The sequence below is a fragment of the Klebsiella sp. K-3 genome (assembly GCF_051207495.1).
Classification (GTDB): Bacteria; Pseudomonadota; Gammaproteobacteria; order Enterobacterales; family Enterobacteriaceae; genus Klebsiella; species Klebsiella aerogenes.
The window spans coordinates 1-20,374 of sequence record NZ_JBPNXF010000017.1 but is presented as its reverse complement, the minus strand read 5'-3'; the positions used below and the strand labels follow the sequence as shown (position 1 = coordinate 20,374).

17 protein-coding genes are annotated in these 20,374 nt (G+C 54.1%); 11 read left to right on the top strand and 6 right to left on the bottom strand.

Annotated features, from left to right (window positions below; genetic code table 11):
* Nucleotides 1-104: 104 nt before the first annotated feature.
* The 3 genes from ACSEMK_RS22225 (at nucleotide 105) to ACSEMK_RS22215 (ending at nucleotide 4,288) form a co-directional block, all read left to right on the top strand.
* Nucleotides 105-773: a glutathione S-transferase family protein gene (locus ACSEMK_RS22225; RefSeq protein ID WP_087858827.1), complete on the top strand. Its 669-nt coding sequence runs from the start codon at nucleotides 105-107 to the stop codon at nucleotides 771-773.
* A gap of 371 nt (nucleotides 774-1,144) precedes the next feature.
* Nucleotides 1,145-2,494: an NCS2 family permease gene (locus tag ACSEMK_RS22220; RefSeq protein WP_015368730.1), complete on the top strand. Its 1,350-nt coding sequence runs from the start codon at nucleotides 1,145-1,147 to the stop codon at nucleotides 2,492-2,494.
* A gap of 147 nt (nucleotides 2,495-2,641) precedes the next feature.
* Nucleotides 2,642-4,288 (top strand): Na+/H+ antiporter, encoded by a 1,647-nt coding sequence (locus ACSEMK_RS22215; protein ID WP_015368729.1) that lies wholly within the window; start codon nucleotides 2,642-2,644, stop codon nucleotides 4,286-4,288.
* A 130-nt stretch (nucleotides 4,289-4,418) separates the two neighbouring features.
* Here the strand turns inward: ACSEMK_RS22215 and ACSEMK_RS22210 are convergent, their stop codons facing one another.
* Entirely contained in the window at nucleotides 4,419-5,300 is an 882-nt protein-coding gene (locus ACSEMK_RS22210; protein WP_087858825.1) for a LysR family transcriptional regulator, read from the bottom strand.
* Between the two features lie 103 nt (nucleotides 5,301-5,403).
* On the opposite strand from ACSEMK_RS22210, the gene ACSEMK_RS22205 reads away from it, so the two are divergent.
* The 7 genes from ACSEMK_RS22205 (at nucleotide 5,404) to ACSEMK_RS22175 (ending at nucleotide 12,474) form a co-directional block, all read left to right on the top strand.
* Nucleotides 5,404-5,814 carry a CidA/LrgA family protein gene (locus ACSEMK_RS22205; protein ID WP_113375005.1) on the top strand — a complete coding sequence of 137 codons (411 nt, stop codon included), beginning with the start codon at nucleotides 5,404-5,406 and terminating at the stop codon, nucleotides 5,812-5,814.
* Nucleotides 5,807-6,496: an LrgB family protein gene (locus ACSEMK_RS22200; protein ID WP_087858823.1), complete on the top strand. Its 690-nt coding sequence runs from the start codon at nucleotides 5,807-5,809 to the stop codon at nucleotides 6,494-6,496. The genes ACSEMK_RS22205 and ACSEMK_RS22200 overlap by 8 nt, the downstream gene beginning before the upstream one ends.
* A 450-nt stretch (nucleotides 6,497-6,946) precedes the next feature.
* Nucleotides 6,947-7,507, top strand: a complete 561-nt coding sequence (locus tag ACSEMK_RS22195) for a fimbrial protein (protein WP_162750243.1) — start codon at nucleotides 6,947-6,949, stop codon at nucleotides 7,505-7,507.
* 53 nt (nucleotides 7,508-7,560) lie between these two features.
* Nucleotides 7,561-8,247, top strand: a complete 687-nt coding sequence (locus ACSEMK_RS22190) for a fimbrial assembly chaperone (protein WP_087858822.1) — start codon at nucleotides 7,561-7,563, stop codon at nucleotides 8,245-8,247.
* A complete protein-coding gene (locus tag ACSEMK_RS22185; protein ID WP_430915482.1) occupies nucleotides 8,201-10,774 on the top strand; it encodes a fimbria/pilus outer membrane usher protein in 2,574 nt (857 codons plus the stop codon). Before ACSEMK_RS22190 ends, ACSEMK_RS22185 begins: the two co-directional genes overlap by 47 nt.
* Before the next feature lie 22 nt (nucleotides 10,775-10,796).
* The gene (locus tag ACSEMK_RS22180) at nucleotides 10,797-11,360 is read left to right on the top strand and encodes a fimbrial protein (RefSeq protein WP_430915483.1); all 564 of its coding nucleotides are present in this window, start codon (nucleotides 10,797-10,799) and stop codon (nucleotides 11,358-11,360) included.
* Between the two features lie 19 nt (nucleotides 11,361-11,379).
* Complete coding sequence (locus ACSEMK_RS22175) at nucleotides 11,380-12,474, top strand: type 1 fimbrial protein (RefSeq protein ID WP_430915484.1); 1,095 nt, start codon at nucleotides 11,380-11,382, stop codon at nucleotides 12,472-12,474.
* 41 nt (nucleotides 12,475-12,515) lie between these two features.
* On the opposite strand, the gene actP is transcribed toward ACSEMK_RS22175, so the two are convergent.
* From actP to acs, 3 genes are all read right to left on the bottom strand, one after another.
* Nucleotides 12,516-14,165, bottom strand: coding sequence for a cation/acetate symporter ActP (gene actP / locus ACSEMK_RS22170; protein ID WP_435336646.1), 1,650 nt, complete (start codon nucleotides 14,163-14,165; stop codon nucleotides 12,516-12,518).
* On the bottom strand, nucleotides 14,162-14,476 hold the full coding sequence (locus tag ACSEMK_RS22165) for a DUF485 domain-containing protein (RefSeq protein WP_045398145.1): 315 nt from the start codon (nucleotides 14,474-14,476) through the stop codon (nucleotides 14,162-14,164). The genes actP and ACSEMK_RS22165 overlap by 4 nt, the downstream gene beginning before the upstream one ends.
* A 183-nt stretch (nucleotides 14,477-14,659) precedes the next feature.
* The gene (acs, locus tag ACSEMK_RS22160) at nucleotides 14,660-16,618 is read right to left on the bottom strand and encodes an acetate--CoA ligase (RefSeq protein ID WP_015704069.1); all 1,959 of its coding nucleotides are present in this window, start codon (nucleotides 16,616-16,618) and stop codon (nucleotides 14,660-14,662) included.
* 414 nt (nucleotides 16,619-17,032) lie between these two features.
* Between acs and gltP the strand changes: the two genes are divergently transcribed.
* Entirely contained in the window at nucleotides 17,033-18,343 is a 1,311-nt protein-coding gene (gene gltP, locus ACSEMK_RS22155) for a glutamate/aspartate:proton symporter GltP (protein ID WP_045398139.1), read from the top strand.
* Nucleotides 18,344-18,378: 35 nt separating this feature from the next.
* On the opposite strand, the gene ACSEMK_RS22150 is transcribed toward gltP, so the two are convergent.
* Both ACSEMK_RS22150 and ACSEMK_RS22145 read right to left on the bottom strand, forming a co-directional pair.
* A complete protein-coding gene (locus ACSEMK_RS22150; protein WP_087858852.1) occupies nucleotides 18,379-19,062 on the bottom strand; it encodes a tetratricopeptide repeat protein in 684 nt (227 codons plus the stop codon).
* 201 nt (nucleotides 19,063-19,263) lie between these two features.
* The coding region (locus ACSEMK_RS22145; RefSeq protein WP_435336645.1) for a molybdopterin-dependent oxidoreductase at nucleotides 19,264-20,374 on the bottom strand (1,111 nt) is incomplete at its 5' end.

Here is a 20,374-nt window from a genome sequence, read left to right as displayed (position 1 = left end):
ATTGTGGCACAGCCTGCTGATTTTGCCTGTTGGCGTTGCCGAAATTTTTCCGTCATTGGCCGCCTGTTCCTATAGTTAATTTGAACGAACAACAGGAGAGCGCCATGTTGACGGTCCATCACCTCAACCAATCCCGCTCGCAGCGCGTGCTGTGGGCGTTGGAAGAACTGCAATTGTCCTATCAGGTCGTCTGCTACCAGCGTGAAAAAAACATGCAGGCGCCGCCGGAGCTGAAAAAAATTCACCCGTTGGGTAAATCGCCGGTGCTTGAGGATCAGGGCGTAGTGCTGGCGGAGTCCGGCGCGATTCTGGAATATCTGCAGGAGACCTACGATAGCGCCCAGCAGCTGAAGCCGCAGGGGCGGGAAGATAAACTGCAATATCGCTTTTGGCTCCATTATGCCGAGGGATCGTTAATGCCCTTGTTGTTGATGAAGCTTATCTTCGCCAGCCTCGGCAAACCGCCGGTGCCGCTTGGCATGCGCACGCTGGGCGGGGCGTTGGGCAAAGGGGTGCAAAAGGCGTGGCTGGATAGACAGCTGGCGACCCATGCGGCATATATTGAACAGCATCTGGCTGGCCAGCCGTGGTTTGCCGGCGGCGCGCTGAGCATGGCGGATATTCAGATGAGCTTTCCGGTGATGGCGTTACTGGCGCGCGGCGGCATTCAAGACCTGCCGCACACCCGCCGCTGGCAGCAACAGGTTGAATCGCGACCGGGCTGGCTGAATGCTATCGAGCGCGGCGGGCCGTTTACCCTACCTGGCGGTTAATGCGCTGAAAGCGGATTAAAACATATAAAAATGTTAATGCTTTGCGCATTGACGATAACGTTTGCGCATCGTTTGTCTATTTCCTGAGCTTTGGCGGCGAAATTTGGCAAAATACGACAAACTTCAGTTGAAAAGGGTCGTCTAAAGACAGGATAATCGTTTGCCTTTTTACTTTGCTCGTTTTTTCCCCTGCCGATAGGGGGAGCAAAGACATTCCATACATCGCATTGTATGTGCGGAGTTAAACGTTTGCTTTTTCTCAGCCTCCCTCCTGGCGCCGGGAAACAGCACAAGGAGATGGCGTTTAACTGGCAGTGGATGGTCCATCACGCATGCAAGCGAACGATCAAAATTTTCAGGGGAAGTTTTCTATGTCTACGCCTTCAGCGCGTACCGGCGGTTCTTTAGACGCCTGGTTTAAAATTTCAGCTCGCGGCAGCTCCGTACGTCAGGAAATCGTTGCCGGATTAACCACCTTCCTGGCGATGGTGTACTCCGTCATCGTAGTGCCGGGAATGTTAGGCAAAGCCGGTTTTCCGCCGGCAGCGGTGTTCGTCTCGACCTGCCTGGTGGCGGGCGTCGGTTCATTAGTGATGGGTCTGTGGGCTAACCTGCCGCTGGCTATCGGCTGTGCGATTTCGCTGACTGCCTTTACCGCTTTCAGCCTGGTGCTGGGACAACACATCAGCATTCCGGTGGCATTAGGCGCCGTGTTCCTGATGGGGGTATTGTTCACCATTATCTCCGCCACCGGTATTCGTAGCTGGATCCTGCGCAATCTGCCGCAAGGTGTGGCGCACGGAACCGGCATCGGTATCGGCCTGTTCCTGCTGCTGATCGCCGCCAACGGCGTCGGCCTGGTAATTAAAAACCCGCTGGACGGCCTGCCGGTGGCGCTGGGCAATTTCGATAGCTTCCCGGTGATGATGTCGCTGATTGGCCTGGCGGTGATTATCGGCCTGGAAAAACTGAAAGTGCCGGGCGGTATTCTGCTGACCATTATCGGGGTCTCCATTATCGGGCTGATTTTTGATCCCAACGTCCACTTCTCCGGGATTTTCGCCATGCCGTCGCTGAGCGATGACAAAGGCAATTCGCTGATTGGCAGCCTCGATATCATCGGCGCGCTGAACCCGGTGGTGCTGCCAAGCGTGCTGGCGCTGGTTATGACCGCGGTATTCGACGCCACCGGCACCATTCGCGCGGTCGCCGGCCAGGCTAACCTGCTGGATAAAGACGGGCAGATCATCAACGGCGGCAAAGCGCTGACTACCGACTCCCTGAGCAGCGTGTTCTCCGGCGTGGTGGGCGCAGCCCCTGCTGCGGTGTATATCGAATCGGCGGCCGGTACGGCGGCGGGCGGTAAAACCGGCCTGACGGCAGTCACCGTTGGCGTGCTGTTTCTGCTTATCCTGTTCCTTTCCCCGCTCTCCTATCTGGTTCCGGCCTATGCGACCGCCCCAGCGCTGATGTACGTTGGCCTGCTGATGCTGAGCAACGTGGCGAAAATCGACTTCAATGACTTCGTGGATGCGATGGCGGGGCTGATTACCGCGGTGTTCATCGTGCTGACCTGCAACATCGTAACCGGCATCATGATCGGTTTTGCGTCGCTGGTGATTGGCCGCGTGGTATCCGGCGAGTGGCGTAAGCTCAATGCGGGCACCGTGATCATCGCGGCGGCGCTGGTCATCTTCTATGCTGGTGGGTGGGCGATTTAACTTTTCCTGCTAACGACGGGCGGCTTTGGCCGCCCGTTTAATTTTTCAGCCACATCCTGTTTCCTTTTGCGTTAATCTGAGTAGCGTATCATTTCGAGACATGACGCCTCGGATGTAAAAAAAGAAAACGCAGCAAACAGGGAACACATGGAAATATTCTTCACCATACTCATCATGACCCTCGTGGTCTCTCTCTCCGGGGTGGTTACACGCGTACTGCCCTTTCAGGTTCCATTACCGTTAATGCAAATCGCCATCGGCGCGCTGTTGGCCTGGCCGACCTTTGGTTTGCACGTCGAGTTCGACCCTGAACTCTTCCTCGTTTTGTTTATCCCGCCGCTGCTGTTTGCCGACGGCTGGAAAACGCCGACCCGCGAGTTTATCGAGCACGGGCGAGAAATCTTCGGCCTGGCGCTGGCGCTGGTGGTGGTCACCGTGGTCGGTATCGGCTTCCTGATTTACTGGATTGTGCCGGGGATCCCGCTGGTTCCGGCATTCGCCCTTGCGGCGGTGCTGTCGCCGACCGATGCCGTGGCGTTGTCCGGTATTGTCGGCGAAGGGCGGATACCGAAGAAAATCATGGGCATTCTGCAGGGCGAAGCGCTGATGAACGACGCTTCGGGCCTGGTGTCGTTAAAATTTGCCGTTGCCGTGGCAATGGGCACGATGGTGTTCACCATTGGCGGCGCTACCGTTGAGTTCCTGAAGGTGGCGATTGGCGGCATCCTGGCCGGTTTCGTGGTCAGTTGGCTGTATGGCCGCTCAATGCGTTTCCTCAGCCGCTGGGGCGGCGATGAACCGGCAACGCAAATTGTGCTGCTGTTCCTGCTGCCGTTCGCTTCCTACCTGATTGCCGAACATATCGGTTTCTCCGGGATCCTGGCGGCGGTGGCCGCAGGGATGACCATCACCCGTTCCGGGGTGATGCGTACCGCGCCGCTGGCTATGCGCCTGCGCGCCAACAGCACCTGGGCAATGCTGGAGTTTGTGTTTAACGGCATGGTGTTCCTGCTGTTGGGTCTGCAGCTACCGGATATCCTGTCGAGTTCGCTGGTGGCGGCAGAAGCCGATCCTAACGTTGAAACCTGGATGCTGTTCACCGATATCGTGCTGATTTACGCCGCGCTGATGCTGGTGCGTTTCGGTTGGCTGTGGACGATGCGTAAGCTTAGCCAGCGCTTCCTGAAGAAGAAGCCGATGGAGTTTGGCTCCTGGACCACCCGTGAGCTGCTGATCTCCTCCGTCGCCGGGGTGCGCGGGGCGATTACTCTCGCCGGTGTGCTGTCGATTCCGCTACTGCTGCCGGACGGCAACGTCTTCCCGGCGCGTTACGAGCTTATCTTCCTGGCCGCCGGGGTGATTCTTTTCTCCCTGTTCGTCGGGGTCATCGCGTTGCCGATTTTGCTGCGGCGTATTGAGTCTACCGACCACGTACAGCAGCGCAAAGAAGAGCGTCTGGCGCGCGCCGCGACGGCGGATGTGGCGATTGTCGCGATTCAGAAAATGGAAGAACGCCTGGCGGCGGATACCAAAGAGAATATCGACAACCAGCTGTTGACCGAGGTAAGTTCGCGCGTCATCGGTAACCTGCGTCGCCGTGTGGATGGCCGTAACGATGTCGAAACCTCGATGCTGGAAGAGAGCCTTGAGCGCCGTTTCCGTCTGGCGGCGCTACGTTCGGAGCGCGGTGAGCTGTACCACCTGCGCGCGACGCGGCAAATCAGCAACGAGACGTTGCAGAAGCTGCTGCACGATCTCGACCTGTTAGAAGCGCTGTTAATCGAAGATCAGTAACTTTAAGTCCCGGTAAGCACGACGCTTATCGGGACTACTCGCGGTGCCGTTTTTTGTCGGGTGGCGGCTAACGCCTTACCCGACCTACAGTATATATGTAGCCCCGGTAAGCGTTAGCGCGACCGGGGAGTTACTCCAGCCAAAATGACTTACTGCACTCCAGCCATGCCTGGGCGCTACGCGACATATATACGCCTTCCCGCCAGATCATCCCTAATTCCCAACGTAATTCGCTCTCCAGCGGGATCCAGTAAAAATCCTCGGCATCCAGCCGCTGGCAAATCGGCTCCGGCAAAATCGCTACGCCAATGCCCGCCTGCACCATTGCCGCCAGAAAATCCCACTGGCCGCTGCGTACGGCGATACGCGGCTTCACGTCATGCTCGGCAAACAGGCGCATCAGCTGCTGGCTGAGGGCAAAATCTTCGTTGTAGATAACCAACGGATGCTGCGCCAGCTTCTGCGGCGAGATCGAGGTGATATCCTGCCATTGCGCCGTCTTTGGCACGAGGACGCAGAGCGGATGGCTGAAGAGCGACAGCGTGGTCAGTCCGCTGGCCTCATCGACCGGTAGCGCGGTCATCGCCAGATCGAGCTCGCCGTTGCTAACCGCCTGCTGTACCGTCAGCCCGCCGAACTCGGAAATTTTCAGCTCCACGCCGGGATAACGCAGGCGAAACCGGCTGATGGGCTCAGCCATCAACATGCCGACCATCGGCGGGATCCCCAGCCGCAGCACGCCTTTATTCAGATGGTTGATATCGCTGAGCTCGGCTTTTAACTGGCTGAATTCGCCGAGTATCGCCTGCCCGCGTTCGAAAACTACCCGGCCGGTATCGGTTAATAACAGCTTACGGCCATCACGGATAAGCAGAGTGCAGTTGAGCTCGTCTTCCAGATTTTTGAGCATCTTGCTGATGGTGGGCTGCGTGACGAAGAGCTTCTCCGCCGCGCGGGTAAAGCTTTGCTGGCGGACGACTTCGACAAAATATCGCAACGTACGTATATCCATGATTATTCCCTGAGACTATACCTGTGATGATTTTAATTCATTTCTGTCAGTAAGGGCGGCTCTCTATACTTCACGTCTGTCTTATTTTTAGGGAATTCCGCTCATGGCCTTCGCGCCAGCACGTGTTGCGCCTTTCGTGGCGCGACGTCTTCAGGTACCGGTTCAGGTACTGCTCTATGCCGGGCTGTTTGTCTGCGCTGAATATCTGGTTAATTGGCTTCATCTCCCGCTTCCGGCCAATCTTGTCGGCATGTTGATGCTGCTGATGCTTATCGTCTGCCGGGTGATACCGCTGAACTGGGTGCGCGCAGGCGCGCGCTGGCTGCTGGCGGAGATGCTGCTATTTTTCGTCCCGGCGGTGGTTGCCGTCGTTAACTATGCGCAACTGCTGATGGTGGACGGCTGGCGTATCTTCCTCGTCATCGCGCTAAGCACCACCCTGGTATTGGGCGCCACGGCGTGGGTAGTGGATAAGGTTTATCGCTACGAAGTGAGCAGGTTGAAAGATGAGTGATTTTACCCTGAGCGTGTTGTGTCTGGCGGTCACCCTCGTGCTCTATTTTGCCAATAAGCGTCTCTATCGCCGCTTCCACAAACTGCCGTTGATGCCGCTGGTGCTGACGCCGGTATTGTTGGTGCTGATCCTCGTCTTTGGTCATATTTCCTACCAGAGCTATATGGGCGAGTCGCACTGGCTACTGTGGCTATTGGGGCCAGCCACCATCGCCTTCGCCGTGCCGGTCTATGACAACATGGCGATTATCAAGCGTCACTGGATGTCGTTGACTGCCGGGGTGGTAACGGCTTCGCTGGTGGCGGTAACCACTTCCGTCTGGCTGGCGCGTCTGTTTACTCTTTCAGATGAGATCCAGCGAAGTCTGGCGGTGCGCTCGGTGACCACGCCGTTTGCGCTGGCGGCAGCGAAACCGCTCGGCGGTCAACCCGACTTAGTGGCGCTGTTTGTGGTGGTTACCGGAGTCTTTGGCATGGCGATTGGCGACGTGCTGTTCTTACGCTTGTCGATAAGCGCCGGCATGGCGAAAGGAGCCGGCTTTGGCGCGGCGTCCCACGGCGCCGGGACCGCTCGTTCTTACGAGCTCGGGCAGCAGGAGGGCGTGGTCGCCAGCCTGGTAATGATGCTTTCCGGCGTAGTGATGGTACTGGCGGCGCCTTTGGTGCGCTGGGCGATATTTTGAACTTCAGCAGTTTTACCCCGAAGTACAGCGGGTAAGGCTGCTGATATTAGAATGAGTTAAGAAACTACGTATATATAAGATGTTTGGCGTAATTAATATTTAAAGTGTTTAGGCTTTATTCCGAATCCATCAGGATACATTAATTTTATTTCTGGTTGAGTGTATATCTAATTTGTTGATGTGTATGAATTTATGTTTTGTGATGCCTGGTGATAAATTTCTGCTAATAAGTGATGTTAGCTCTTCTTATTGAAAAATATTTTCTGCACGATATTCTTTTTCCGTGGGATATTATTATTGAATGGATTCAATGAGTGACCACGTGGTGAAGTATGACGGGTATAAATTGATCTTATCATTATTTGCATGACGCATTTGTAATGCGAATATTGAATTCCATTCTCTAATATACCTGCATGAAGCAATTGACGGATTGATTGTCATTTTACAATGGATATGGGAATTCATATGAAAATCAGTAAAAAATATTTATTCAGCGCGCTGGCGATTTCCGCCTCCTGTATGTTGTCTACTATTACGCAAGCGGCGCCGAATACCATTACCTTCACCGGTACCGTTTCAGATACAACCTGCACCGCAACCATTGACGGCGGCGTAACTGCGATTGCCATGGGGACCGCATCGGTTGCAGATTTAAAAGCCTATACCTACGGTGCGGCGAAAAACTTTTCCTTTAAGCTGGCTGATTGCCCAACCACTGAAGAGGGAGGGAGCACTATCGCTCGCGTAACATTTGGTGGTGAAGCAGACAGCGCTAATAGCGATTATTTTAAAAACCAGGCAGGCTCGGAAGCGGCATCAGGCGTTGCCGTTGCTATCTTCGACAATGCGGGAAATTTACTCAAAAATAACGTTGAGGGCGCCGATGTTGATATCTCCTCTGGTGAGGCGACCATCCCTTTTACGGTAAAAATGGCTAAATCAGGAAGCGCTGACCCAACTAAAGGCGCAGTACAAACCACTGTGACTTATAACGTGACTTACTATTAATATTATTCATGGAGCAAGGGGAATCTATCCTGATTCCCCTGGAATAAAATCAGATGAGATATTTTCTGTTATTTTTCGGGTTATTATCTATCACCAGCGCGCAAGCGAGCGTAGTGGTTGGCGCAACTCGCGTGATATTTGACGGTGCAAAAAATAATGCCGAAGTAGCTGTAGAGAATAAAGATAATAGCTCTGATATTGTTCAGTCGTGGGTCTCATTGGTGGATGCCACATCTCCGGCGAAAGACTCATTTATCATTACCCCTCCGCTTTTTCGCTTAAAAGCGGGAGAAAAAGGTTTCGTGCGAATAGTGCGTTCCGGTAAGCCTCTGGCCGCCGACCGTGAATCCATGTTTTGGCTTAACATTAAAGGTATTCCGGCAATGAATAATATGCCAGATACTAATATGGTTCAGTTTGCTATCAATTCAAAGATAAAACTTATCTACCGTCCCGCTGAGCTTAAAAACAGTTCGCCAGAAATGTATGCCGGGAAATTACAATGGCAGCGCTTGGGAAGCTTTATTAGTGTAAAGAACAACTCACCACTTTATATGAACTTCTCGCAGATTGGCATTAACGGTAGGAATATTTCTGGCGGATGGTTTGCCGCCCCGTTTACGACGTTAAAAATACCAGCTGAAAGTAATTTATCCTCGACAGGGAAACAATCGATCACATGGAGCGTGATTAATGATTATGGTATGTCAGGAAAGAAATACACTGCGATCGTACAATAGTTCGAAGTTAATATACTGCCGTATTATTTTAATCCTGTCCGCTGCCGCGTTGAGCGTTAGCGTACAGGCGAGTGAATATTTTAATCCCCATCTCCTTGAGGTTACGGAAAGCCAATCAACTGCTGTCGATTTATCCTATTTTTCTCAGGAAGCGGTGCCGCCGGGCCGCTATAGCCTGGATGTTTATATAAATGATAAATTTGTTTCTTCTGAATCTATTGATTTTAAAAAACATTCCGGCGATGCCGCGATGGCGGTTCAACCTTGCATTCGGCTTGAGCTTCTTAAAACGTGGTTAATTAATACCGAGAGTTACCCGAAGCTTGCTGCCGCGGGAACGGAATGCGCTCGCCTGTCTGCCATTCCGGGGCTGGAGTACACCGTCGAACTCGCCCAGCAGCGGATTAATTTTTCGATTCCACAGGTCGCGTTACTGAATCGGCCAAGAGACTATGTGCCGGAAAATCAGTGGCAGCAAGGCATCAATGCCGGTGTACTCAATTACAGCCTATCCGGCCAGCGTAGCATTCCGCGTCATGGCGGCGCCGCGACGGAGAGTCAGTTTGTCAGCCTGCAGCCAGGTATTAATTGGGGAGCGTGGCGTATACGCAACTACAGCACGCTTAACCATAGCGATGATGGCAGCCGGTGGGAATCGGTTTATAGCTATCTTGCGCGAGATATTCATCGGCTGAAAAGCCAGTTGGTGATGGGCAATACCTATACCGCCTCGGATATTTACGACAGTTTGAACTTCACTGGTCTACAGCTAAGTTCGGACAAAGAAATGCTACCAGATAGCCTGCATGGTTTTGCGCCGACGATTAAGGGAATTGCGCGGACAACGGCCGAAGTTTCTGTTTATCAAAACGGCTATAGTATTTATAAAACGACGGTTGCCCCCGGCGCCTTTGAGATAAAAGATCTGTACTCTACCGGTAGCGCTGGCGATTTGTACGTCAATATTAAAGAGTCAGATGGCAGTCAGCAAAGTTTCGTCGTTCCTTACGCATCATTGGCGATTTTGCAGCGCGAAGGGCAGTTGGATTACACGTTTAGCAGCGGTAAGACCCGCTCGGCCAATTCAGGCGGTAAAGAATATAATTTTGTCCAGTCAACTTTGGCTTACGGGCTTTCCAGCAACGCCACGCTCTATACCGGGTTTCAGCAAGCTGAAGATCGGTATACGAATATACTCGTAGGTACCGGATTCAATCTCGGTGTTGTTGGCGCTCTTTCGCTGGATGCTTCCGGCTCTTTGGCTGAGATGAAAAATAACGATAACTCGCTCTTTGCAACTAAAGAGAAAGGGCAATCCTATCGCCTGCGTTTTAATAAAAGTTTTATGCAATCGGGGACCAGTTTTTCCGTCGCGGGTTATCGCTATTCCACTTCCGGATATTATTCTTTTGCCGACTTTATTGATGAGACTACCGCTGATAGTGACCGCACTTCATTAACCGGTCGCAAAAAAGGTCGTTTTGATGCGTCAATTTCGCAAACGCTATCTGGCTACGGCTCACTGTCGCTTTCACTGGTCAATGAAACGTATTGGGATAACTCAAGAATGGCCTCATTAGGCATTGGTTATAGCGGTACTATCGGCAAAGTGTCTTACTTTGTTAATTACTCATACAACCGTAATGTCCAAAGTACAGACGATAGCGGGGAGAGCAATCCAGACAGCGACACTATCGTGTCACTCACGCTGAGTGTGCCGCTCGGCGAAACGATGTCAGCCAATTACAGTATGAGCGCAGGTCGTAAAAGCGATACCACGCACAGTGTCGGTCTTAACGGGATGATGCTTGCCGATCGTTCGCTGAACTGGAACGTTCAGCAAGGCTATGACGCCAGTGATAAAAGTATCTCCGGAAATATTGGCGTGGGTTATCAGGGATCAAGGGGCGAAGTGACCGCCGGATATGGTTACGATCGCTATAGCAACCACTACAACTATACGCTGCGTGGCGGCATGGTTGCTCATTCAGGTGGCCTTACGTTTTCTCGTTTTCTGGGGGAAAGCTCGGCGCTGGTTGAAACGCCAGGCGTCAGCGATGTGACGGTGCGCGGTCAAACGAACGTCAGCACCGATTCGGCGGGTTACGCTATTGTGCCTTATATCCGCCCTTATCATAGCAACAACTTGTCATTAGATGAGCAGCAGGTCACTGGCGCCGAAGTGGATAACGTGGTGAGAACCGTGGTGCCGACGCGCAACGCCATCGTGAAAGTAAAATACGATACCTATATTGGCTATAAGGCAATGATTACCTTAAAAACGAAGTCTGGAATTGTTCCATTTGGCGCCATCGTGTCTCTGGATAATAATAATGGACGAGCCAATGATATCCGCAGCAATATTGTTGGTGATGGCGGGCAGGTATATGTAACGGGTCTCCAGAAAAAAGGTGCGCTGCTTGTGAAATGGGGCAGCGGTAGCAATGAGCAGTGTCGGGCAGTTTATGACTTTAGCGGCCAGGTTTCGGACCAGGATATCATTTTCTATCAGGCTGTTTGTTATTAACTTATCACGCTGAGAGTAATAAATGAGTAAAGTTAAAAAAATAACTTCGGTATTAACTTGCGCCCTTGTTTTATTGCCCGGCAGCTTTTTTATCGCGCCTTGCGCGCTGGCATATGATGAGTCAAGTACGCTTAATATTAACGTCACGGGAAGTATCGAGGAGCCCTCCTGCGAGGTGGCGGTTAAACCGTCAACCACCATCGACTTAGGCACGGTGTCCTATCAAACTCTGACGGGGAAAGCAGGTTCCCATGGGCAAAGTACGCCGGTTAAATTAGAGTTTACTAACTGTGCTGCGGGTTTAACGTCGGTTACGCTATCATTCAGTGGTTCATCTTATGATGATACTTATCCTTCAATCTACAAAAGTAATCAAACAGGCAGTAACGGCGCCAGCGGCGTCGGAATGCAATTGCTTAGCCAGATCGACCAACAAACCTTAGGCCCCAGCGAACGCTATCTCTATACCTTTGATAACACTGATACGCATACTTTTAATATGCTTGCTCGAATGTATTCACCCTATGGAAAAATAAGCGCTGGCGTAGTGGGTTTTACGGCCACGTTTGATGTGGCCTATAAATGATATTTATACAGGGAAGAGTATGAAAAAATACATTTTACTGTTACTGGTTATTATCTTTCCTGTTTATGGTTGGACCTGTGATGGGATTAACTATGGCAGCGTCTCTATGACCAATTTGCCGGAGAAAATCCTCGTCAATGCCGGTAGCTATTCGGCTGGTACTATTTTATATGACTCCGGCAAAATTACGCGCGCGCAGACAACGTTATTAAATTGTGAAGGTGAAACCTACGCGCTTTTTAAGTGGGCATCAGACAATGCGGGTACGCTAATTGGCGATAATATCTATACCACCTCGGTTTCAGGCGTTGGTATTCGTGTGAAAGTCTGGCTAAATATCACTGGTGAGTACGGTGGCGATACCAACGATTTTAGCAGTGATTATCAAACGCATTATATTGGCGATGCGAACTATTATCTGGGCAAGCCTACGGGATTTGGTGATAGCTTCGCGACAACCAGTTACTCGCCCGCGTATCAACTACAGTTGGTCGCCACCGGCGGGCCGATCGCCAGCAATAGTACTTTAACGTTTGGCGATCCGATTTCCAGAGTATCGGTTCAGGATAATGTCGGCACCACCAGTATTTCTCCCTTGCATATCAGCGGCACCACCACGATTCAACTGACCCCGATGGGCTGTGTAACCAATAGCTCGGGGCTCAACTTCGCGATGGGGACGGTCAGCGCCTCGGCGTTTAATACCGCGACGAAAGTGGGCTCCGTCCGGCAATCTGTCACGCTCGCCTGCGAACCCGGGACTAACGTATCGATGCGGGTGACGGCGGCACAAGCGGGCGGTGATAATCCTGATAACACGGTGATGGCGCTGACGGCAGATAGCAATGTCGCCACCGGCGTTGGCGTGCAGCTTAATCTGAATGGCGAGGCGCTACCGTTGAATACGGATATCAGCTTGTATTCTTCAAGCCGCACCACGGTGACCAATAGCGGCGCGGATGCTGGCTATACTATTTTTACTAATCCTGATAGCCCCGGCGGCGCCTATGCTTTAGACACGTTGCTATTCTCAACCAATTACTACAAAACAGGGGCGACGGTGACGGCGGGCTCGGCAAATGCGGCCGGGGTGATAACTTTTACCTATAACTAAACCTCAGCCTCCTCCCCAGCGCGAGGAAGAGGCTGATACGCTTAGTGCGCCTGACCGCGTTCGATACCGATACCGGTTTGCGAACGGATGAACTGAGCGCGGAACTGCTCGCGCTCGCGCATCCCTTCGGCGGAGTTATCGGTAATCGAGAACAGCCAGATGCCGATGAATGCGATGGCGATGGAGAACAGCGCCGGGTATTCATACGGGAAGACGGCTTTCTCGTGTCCGAGGATCTGCACCCATATGGTCGGGCCGAGGATCATTAGAATCACCGCGGTCAGCAGGCCGAGCCAGCCGCCAATCATCGCGCCGCGGGTGGTCAGTTTCGACCAGTACATCGACAGCAGGATAATCGGGAAGTTACAGCTGGCGGCGATAGAGAACGCCAGGCCGACCATGAAGGCGATATTCTGGTTTTCGAACAAAATCCCCAGCAGAATCGCCACCACGCCAAGGATCAGCACGGTGATTTTCGATACTTTCAGCTCCTGACGTTCGGTCGCGCCTTTACGGAACACGTTAGCGTAAAGATCGTGAGAGACCGCCGATGCCCCTGCCAGCGTCAGCCCGGCGACAACCGCCAGAATTGTGGCGAACGCCACCGCCGAGATAAAGCCGAGGAACAGGTTACCGCCGACGGCATCCGCCAGATGTACTGCCGCCATGTTGTTGCCGCCGATAAGCTGTCCGGCCGCGTCTTTAAACGCCGGATTCGCCCCCACCAGCATGATCGCGCCAAAGCCGATGATAAAGGTCAGAATATAGAAGTAACCCATGAAACCGGTGGCGTAGAACACGCTCTTACGCGCTTCTTTGGCGTCGCTGACGGTGAAGAAACGCATCAGAATATGCGGCAGGCTCGCGGTACCGAACATCAAGCCGAGACCGAGCGACAGCGCCGATATCGGGTCTTTCACCAGCCCGCCGGGGCTCATGATCGCCGCCCCTTTCGGGTGGACCGCCATCGCTTCAGTGAACAGATTATTGAAACTGAACCCGACGTGCTTCATCACCATAAAGGCCATAAAGCTGGCGCCGAACAGCAGCAGGACCGCTTTGATAATCTGCACCCAAGTGGTGGCAAGCATGCCGCCGAACAGCACGTACAACACCATCAGCACGCCGACCAGCACCACCGCCACGTGGTAGTTGAGGCCGAACAGCAGCTGGATGAGCTTACCGGCGCCAACCATCTGCGCGATCAGATACAGCGCCACCACCACCAGCGAACCGCAGGCGGAGAGGGTGCGAATCGGCCCCTGCTTCAGGCGATAAGACGCTACGTCGGCAAAGGTATAGCGGCCGAGGTTACGCAGGCGTTCGGCGATCAGGAACAGGATAATCGGCCAGCCGACGAGGAAGCCGAGCGAGTAGATCAGACCGTCGTAGCCGGAAGTGTAAACCAACGCGGAAATGCCGAGGAACGAGGCCGCGGACATAAAGTCGCCGGCAATCGCCAGACCGTTCTGGAAACCGGTGATATTGCCGCCTGCGGTGTAGTAATCGCTACGCGAACGTACGCGTTTTGACGCCCAGTAAGTGATATACAGCGTCAAGGCGACGAAAATCACGAACATGATAATCGCCTGCCAGTTGGTCGGCTGACGCTGCACCGCGCCGGTAATGGCATCGGCGGCGTTGGCGGCGAAAGGGAGCGTGGCGGCAAGCGCCGTCAGGACTTTTTTCATGATGCTTGCACCTCGCTAATCACGCTTTTGGTCAACTTGTCGTATTCGCCGTTTGCCCGCCAGACGTAAATCCCGGTCAGAACGAAGGAGATGATAATGACGCCGATGCCAATAGGGATACCGCGGGTGACGCTGGTGCCTTCATGCAGCGGCGTTCCCAGCCAGCCTGGCGCGAAGGCGATAAGCAAAATAAAACCTACGTAAATGACCAGCATAATGACTGACAGAATGGCGGCAAACCGTTGCCGTGATGCTACTAACTCCCTGAAATGCGCACTATTTTCTATCCGCTGACAAATTTGTTCATTCATCTTAGCGTCTCCAGAGGTAACCCTTATGTCATCCATCGGCTATCCGTCGGCAACAGTGACCCGCCCGACGTTATTACGTCGAGTAGCCGCTGGTTTACCGCTTTCCTGCTGAACAGAATCCTTGGGGGGAGTTTATGTTTTTAACCTCTCCCTCCTAAGAGGGAGAGGGGGGTAGGTATCGTGTTAAGAAGGCATCGCAATGGCCTGCTTCTCTTCGAGCAGTTTGTCCACTACGCCCGGATCGGCCAGCGTCGAGGTATCCCCGAGATTACTGGTATCGCCAGCGGCAATCTTACGCAGAATACGGCGCATGATTTTGCCGGAGCGGGTTTTCGGCAACGAGTCGGTCCAGTGCAGTACATCCGGCGTCGCCAGTGGGCCAATCTCTTTGCGCACCCAGTTACGTACTTCGGCATACAGTTCCGGCGTCGGCTCTTCACCGTGATTCAGCGTCACGTAAGCGTAGATGGCCTGGCCTTTGATGTTATGCGGAATGCCGACCACCGCCGCTTCGGCGATTTTCGGATGCGAAACCAGCGCGGATTCAATTTCCGCGGTGCCCAGACGGTGGCCGGAGACGTTAAGTACGTCATCGACGCGACCGGTTATCCAGTAATAACCATCTTCGTCGCGACGGGCGCCGTCGCCGCTAAAGTACATATTTTTAAAGGTCGAGAAGTAGGTCTGCTCGAAGCGTTCATGATCGCCAAACAGGGTACGCGCCTGGCCAGGCCAGGAGTCGGCGATCGCCAGGTTGCCCTCGGTCGCGCCTTCCAGCGGCGTCCCTTCGTTGTCCACCAGCACCGGCTGGACGCCGAAGAATGGACGCGTGGCGGAACCGGCTTTCAGCTCGGTGGCGCCCGGCAGCGGGGTAATCATGAAGCCGCCGGTTTCGGTCTGCCACCAGGTGTCCATCACCGGGCACTTCTCGTTGCCGATCTTCTTCCAGTACCACTCCCAGGCTTCCGGGTTAATCGGCTCGCCGACCGAGCCGAGAATGCGCAGTGAGGAACGATCGGTACCTTCGATAGCTTTGTCGCCTTCCGCCATCAGCGCGCGGATCGCCGTCGGCGCGGTGTACAGAATATTGACCTGATGTTTGTCCACCACCTGGCACATGCGCGCCGGGGTCGGCCAGTTTGGCACGCCTTCAAACATCAGCGTGGTGGCGCCGCAGGCCAGCGGGCCGTACAGCAGGTAGCTGTGACCGGTGACCCAGCCCACATCGGCGGTGCACCAGTAGATATCGCCCGGATGATAATCAAAGACGTATTTGAAGGTGGTCGCCGCATACACCAGATAGCCGCCGGTGGTGTGCAGTACGCCTTTCGGCTTGCCCGTTGAACCGGAGGTATAGAGGATAAAGAGCGGGTCTTCGGCGTTCATTTCCACCGCTTCATGCTGGTCATCCGCTTTTTCAATCAGATCGCTCCACCACAGATCGCGACCTTCCTGCCAGTCGATTTTGCCGCCGGTGCGTTTGAGTACCACCACGTGCTCGATGCTGGTGACGTGCGGGTTTTTCAGCGCATCGTCGACGTTTTTCTTCAGCGGGATGGCGCGACCGGCGCGTAACCCTTCGTCAGAGGTGATCACCAGGCGAGCGCTGGAGTCGATAATACGACCGGCAACCGCTTCCGGCGAAAAGCCGCCGAAGATAACCGAATGGATGGCGCCGATGCGCGCGCAGGCCAGCATGGCCACGGCGGCTTCCGGCACCATCGGCATATAGATAGCAACGACATCGCCTTTTTTAATGCCCAGATCGAGCAATACGTTGGCAAAACGGCAAACATCGCGATGGAGCTGACGATAAGTGATGTTTTTGCTCTGGCTGGCATCGTCGCCTTCCCAGATGATCGCGGTCTGGTCGCCGCGCTCGTGCAGATGACGGTCGAGACAGTTGGCCGCGAGGTTCAGGGTGCCATCTTCATACCATTTAATGGAGATGTTTCCCGGGGCGAAAGAGGTATTTTTCACCTGCGTGTAGGGCTTAATCCAATCGAGGATTTTGCCTTGCTCACCCCAGAAGGCATCTGGGTTGGTGATGGATTGTTGGTAGTTCACCTGGTACTGTTGCGGATTCATCAGGCAATGTTCCGCAATCTCTGCGGGAATAGGGTGTTTATGTATTTGGCTCATGGCTTTTTTTCTCCTTTAACTTGTTAAATATATGTCAAATAACCGTTAAGAATAGGGGCTTTATGAGCTTTGTTTACTATTTGGGGGGCAGATCACGCATTGATTAAACTGAATGAAATTCAATCAAATGAAACTTTGAAGTGAAATAATTCATTTACTGTATTTATAGAAACTGAATGTGTTAAATATTTTTTATAACAAATACTTATGCAATGTAATGCGCTGAAATGGGCGGATTTATGCAGAAAACCAGAGGAAAGCGCTGTTCTTAAAGGCTTGCGCAGCATGCCGTGCAAATGATACTGATATTGCGCGTTAAATAACCCCATAAAGCAACGCAACACAATTCATACCCCTTTCAGTGGGTGCCATTACCTCCCGGAATGGTGCCTTTCATTGAGGAAGTCAGTAGTGATGAAAAAAACAAAAGTCAGCCTGGCCTGGCAGATTTTGCTAGCCCTGGTGCTTGGCATACTTCTGGGCAGCTACCTGCATTACCACGCCGAAAGCCGTGATTGGTTAATCTCAAACCTCCTGACCCCGGCGGGCGATATCTTTATCCACCTGATTAAAATGATTGTCGTCCCGATTGTCATCTCGACGCTGGTGGTGGGCATTGCGGGTGTAGGCGACGCCAAGCAACTGGGCCGCATCGGCGCCAAGACCATTATCTATTTTGAAGTGATCACCACGGTGGCGATTGTGCTGGGGATCACCCTGGCGAACGTCTTCCAACCGGGCAGCGGCATTGATATGTCGCAGCTGGCGGCGGTCGATATCTCGAAATATCAGAACACCACCGCAGAGGTGCAGAGCCACGCTCACGGCCTGATGGGGACTATCCTGTCGCTGGTGCCGACCAATATCGTCGCCTCGATGGCGAAAGGCGATATGCTGCCGATTATCTTCTTCTCGGTGCTGTTCGGTCTGGGGCTTTCTTCCCTGCCGTCTACTCACCGCGAACCGCTGGTGACCGTGTTCCGCTCCATCTCCGAAACCATGTTTAAAGTGACGCACATGGTGATGCGCTATGCGCCGGTCGGGGTCTTTGCCCTGATCTCGGTGACCGTCGCCACCTTCGGCTTCGCTTCGCTGTGGCCGCTGGCTAAGCTGGTTATCCTGGTTTACTTCGCGATTCTGTTCTTCGCGCTGGTGGTGCTGGGTATCGTGGCGCGGGTATGTGGGCTGAGCATCTGGATCCTGATTCGCATCCTCAAAGATGAGCTGATTCTGGCTTATTCCACGGCGAGCTCCGAGAGCGTGCTGCCGCGTATCATTGAGAAAATGGAAGCCTACGGCGCGCCGGCCTCAATCACCAGCTTCGTAGTGCCGACCGGCTACTCCTTTAACCTCGATGGTTCGACGCTATATCAGAGCATCGCGGCGATCTTCATCGCCCAGCTGTATGGTATCGACCTCTCCCTGTGGCAGGAAATCACTCTCGTGCTGACGCTGATGGTGACCTCGAAAGGCATCGCGGGCGTACCGGGCGTCTCCTTCGTGGTGCTGCTGGCGACCCTGGGTAGCGTGGGGATCCCGCTGGAAGGGCTGGCGTTTATTGCCGGCGTCGACCGTATCCTCGATATGGCGCGTACCGCGCTGAACGTGGTCGGCAACGCGCTGGCGGTGCTGGTTATCGCTAAGTGGGAACATAAGTTTGATCGCAAGAAAGCGCTGGCGTATGAACGCGAAGTGCTGGGCAAGTTTGATAAAACCGCCCAATAAGATGTCAGAGCCCGGCCATTCGCGCCGGGCTTTTTTTAGCCTTTGGTTATCCTGTCGAACTCTTCACATCCGGTATCAAACCCCTCCTGACAGCTGACGTTAAGCCAATGCAGCGCTTTTTGCGGGTTTGGTTCGATAAAACCTTTCTCTCCCTGCTGGAACATCATCCCAGCCCAATATTCGGCATAGCCGGTGCGTGAAAGCGCCGAGCTGCCTTTGAAGTACTGCGCGGCCTTGAGGTCATCTTCCGGCGGCAGCACGCCGCTGGCGTAGATAAGCCCCAGCAGCATCTGCGCATCGACGGCAGAGTCGCTCTCTTCATCTTTGGCCGCATCCTGCAGCAGCCTGATGGCGTGCGCATAATCGGTGGGGCCAGCCTGCTGATTGACCAGCACGCGGGCGAGGATAATCTCGCCGGCCTTGCTGCCGGCCTGCACGGATTTTTCCGCTAGCTGTCGGGCCTGTTGATAGTCGGCCTGCTGCGGATTACGGATTTTAAGCTGAGCCAGCAGCGCCAGCGCGTCGCCATCGCCCTGCGCCGCCGCTTTCTGCGCCCAGTATTCAGCCTGTTGATAGTTGCCGGAGCTAACCCAGGTATCCGCCAGATAAAACTGCGCGCGTGGGTCGCCAGCTTCGGCCTGCTGTTGGTATTGGCTGCCCGGATCTGCAGCGTCTGCGGCGAAGCTTGTCAGCGCCAGCAGTAAATAGAGGTATTTCATTTTTTTATTATCAGTAAGGAAGACCCCCGCAGTATAAAGGGAGGCGGAAAAGAAGAAAATGGCGGGAATTAGCGGGGTGAATACCCGGATAGCGGCGCGTAGCGCTTTATCCGGGCTACGGTTCGGTAGTCGGTTGGTCGCCCCGGTAAGCGTAAGCGCCACCGGGGAGGGTTCCCGGATATCGGGTATGGCCGCCGAACCTTAACCCATCGCACTTTCGCGCAGGCGGGCTTTCAGCTTGTTGTACTCGTCGATCACGTACTGCTCCGCCGCGCGCTGATCGGCAATCCGCTCAACGTTAACCGCGCAGTACTTGTACTCCGGCGTTTTGGTTATCGGGCTCAGGTTCTCCGACACCAGCTCGTTACAGGCGCCGATCCACCATTGGTAGGTCATGTACACCGCGCCTTTATTCGGCCGATCGCTGACCTGCGCGCGGGTGATGATGCGCCCCTTACGCGAATTGACCCACACCAGCGCTTCATCCTCGATGCCTAACCGTTCGGCGTCGGCGGTGTTGATTTGCGCATAGCCCGGTTCATCCGCCAGCGCCGCCAGCGCCGCACAGTTGCCGGTCATCGAACGGCAGGAGTAGTGACCGACTTCGCGTACCGTTGAGAGCACCATCGGGTACTCGTCGGTGAGCTTATCGATCGGCGCGACCCAGTCGCAGGTGAAGAACTGCGCCAGCCCGTTCGGGGTATCGAACTTCTCTTTAAACAGATACGACGTCCCCTGGTCGGCGTCGGACTCGTCGCGGCATGGCCACATGACATAGCCGAGCTCGCCCATTTTTTCATAGGTAGCGCCGTAGAAGTCCGGGCACAGATGCCGCAACTCATCCCAGATCTCCTGGGTGTTGTTGTAGTGCATCGGATAGCCCATCCGGGTGGCGATTTCGCTGATAATCTGCCAGTCGGTTTTCAGGTCCCACTTCGGCTCCACCGCTTTAAAGAAGCGCTGGAAGCCGCGGTCCGCTGCGGTATACACGCCTTCGTGCTCGCCCCACGAGGTGGATGGCAGGATGACGTCGGCCGCGGCGGCGGTTTTGGTCATGAAAATATCCTGGACGATAACCAGTTCCAGCTGTTCAAACGCCTTGCGCACCGCGGAAAGCTCGGCATCGGTCTGCAGCGGATCCTCGCCCATAATGTACGCCGCGCGGACTTCACCGTGTTCGGCGCGGTGCGGCAGCTCGCTGATGCGATAGCCGGTATGTTCCGGCAGGCTGTCGACGCCCCAGGCTCTGGCAAACTTCTCGCGGTTTTCCGGGAACTTAACGTACTGGTAGCCCGGATAGGTATCCGGCAGT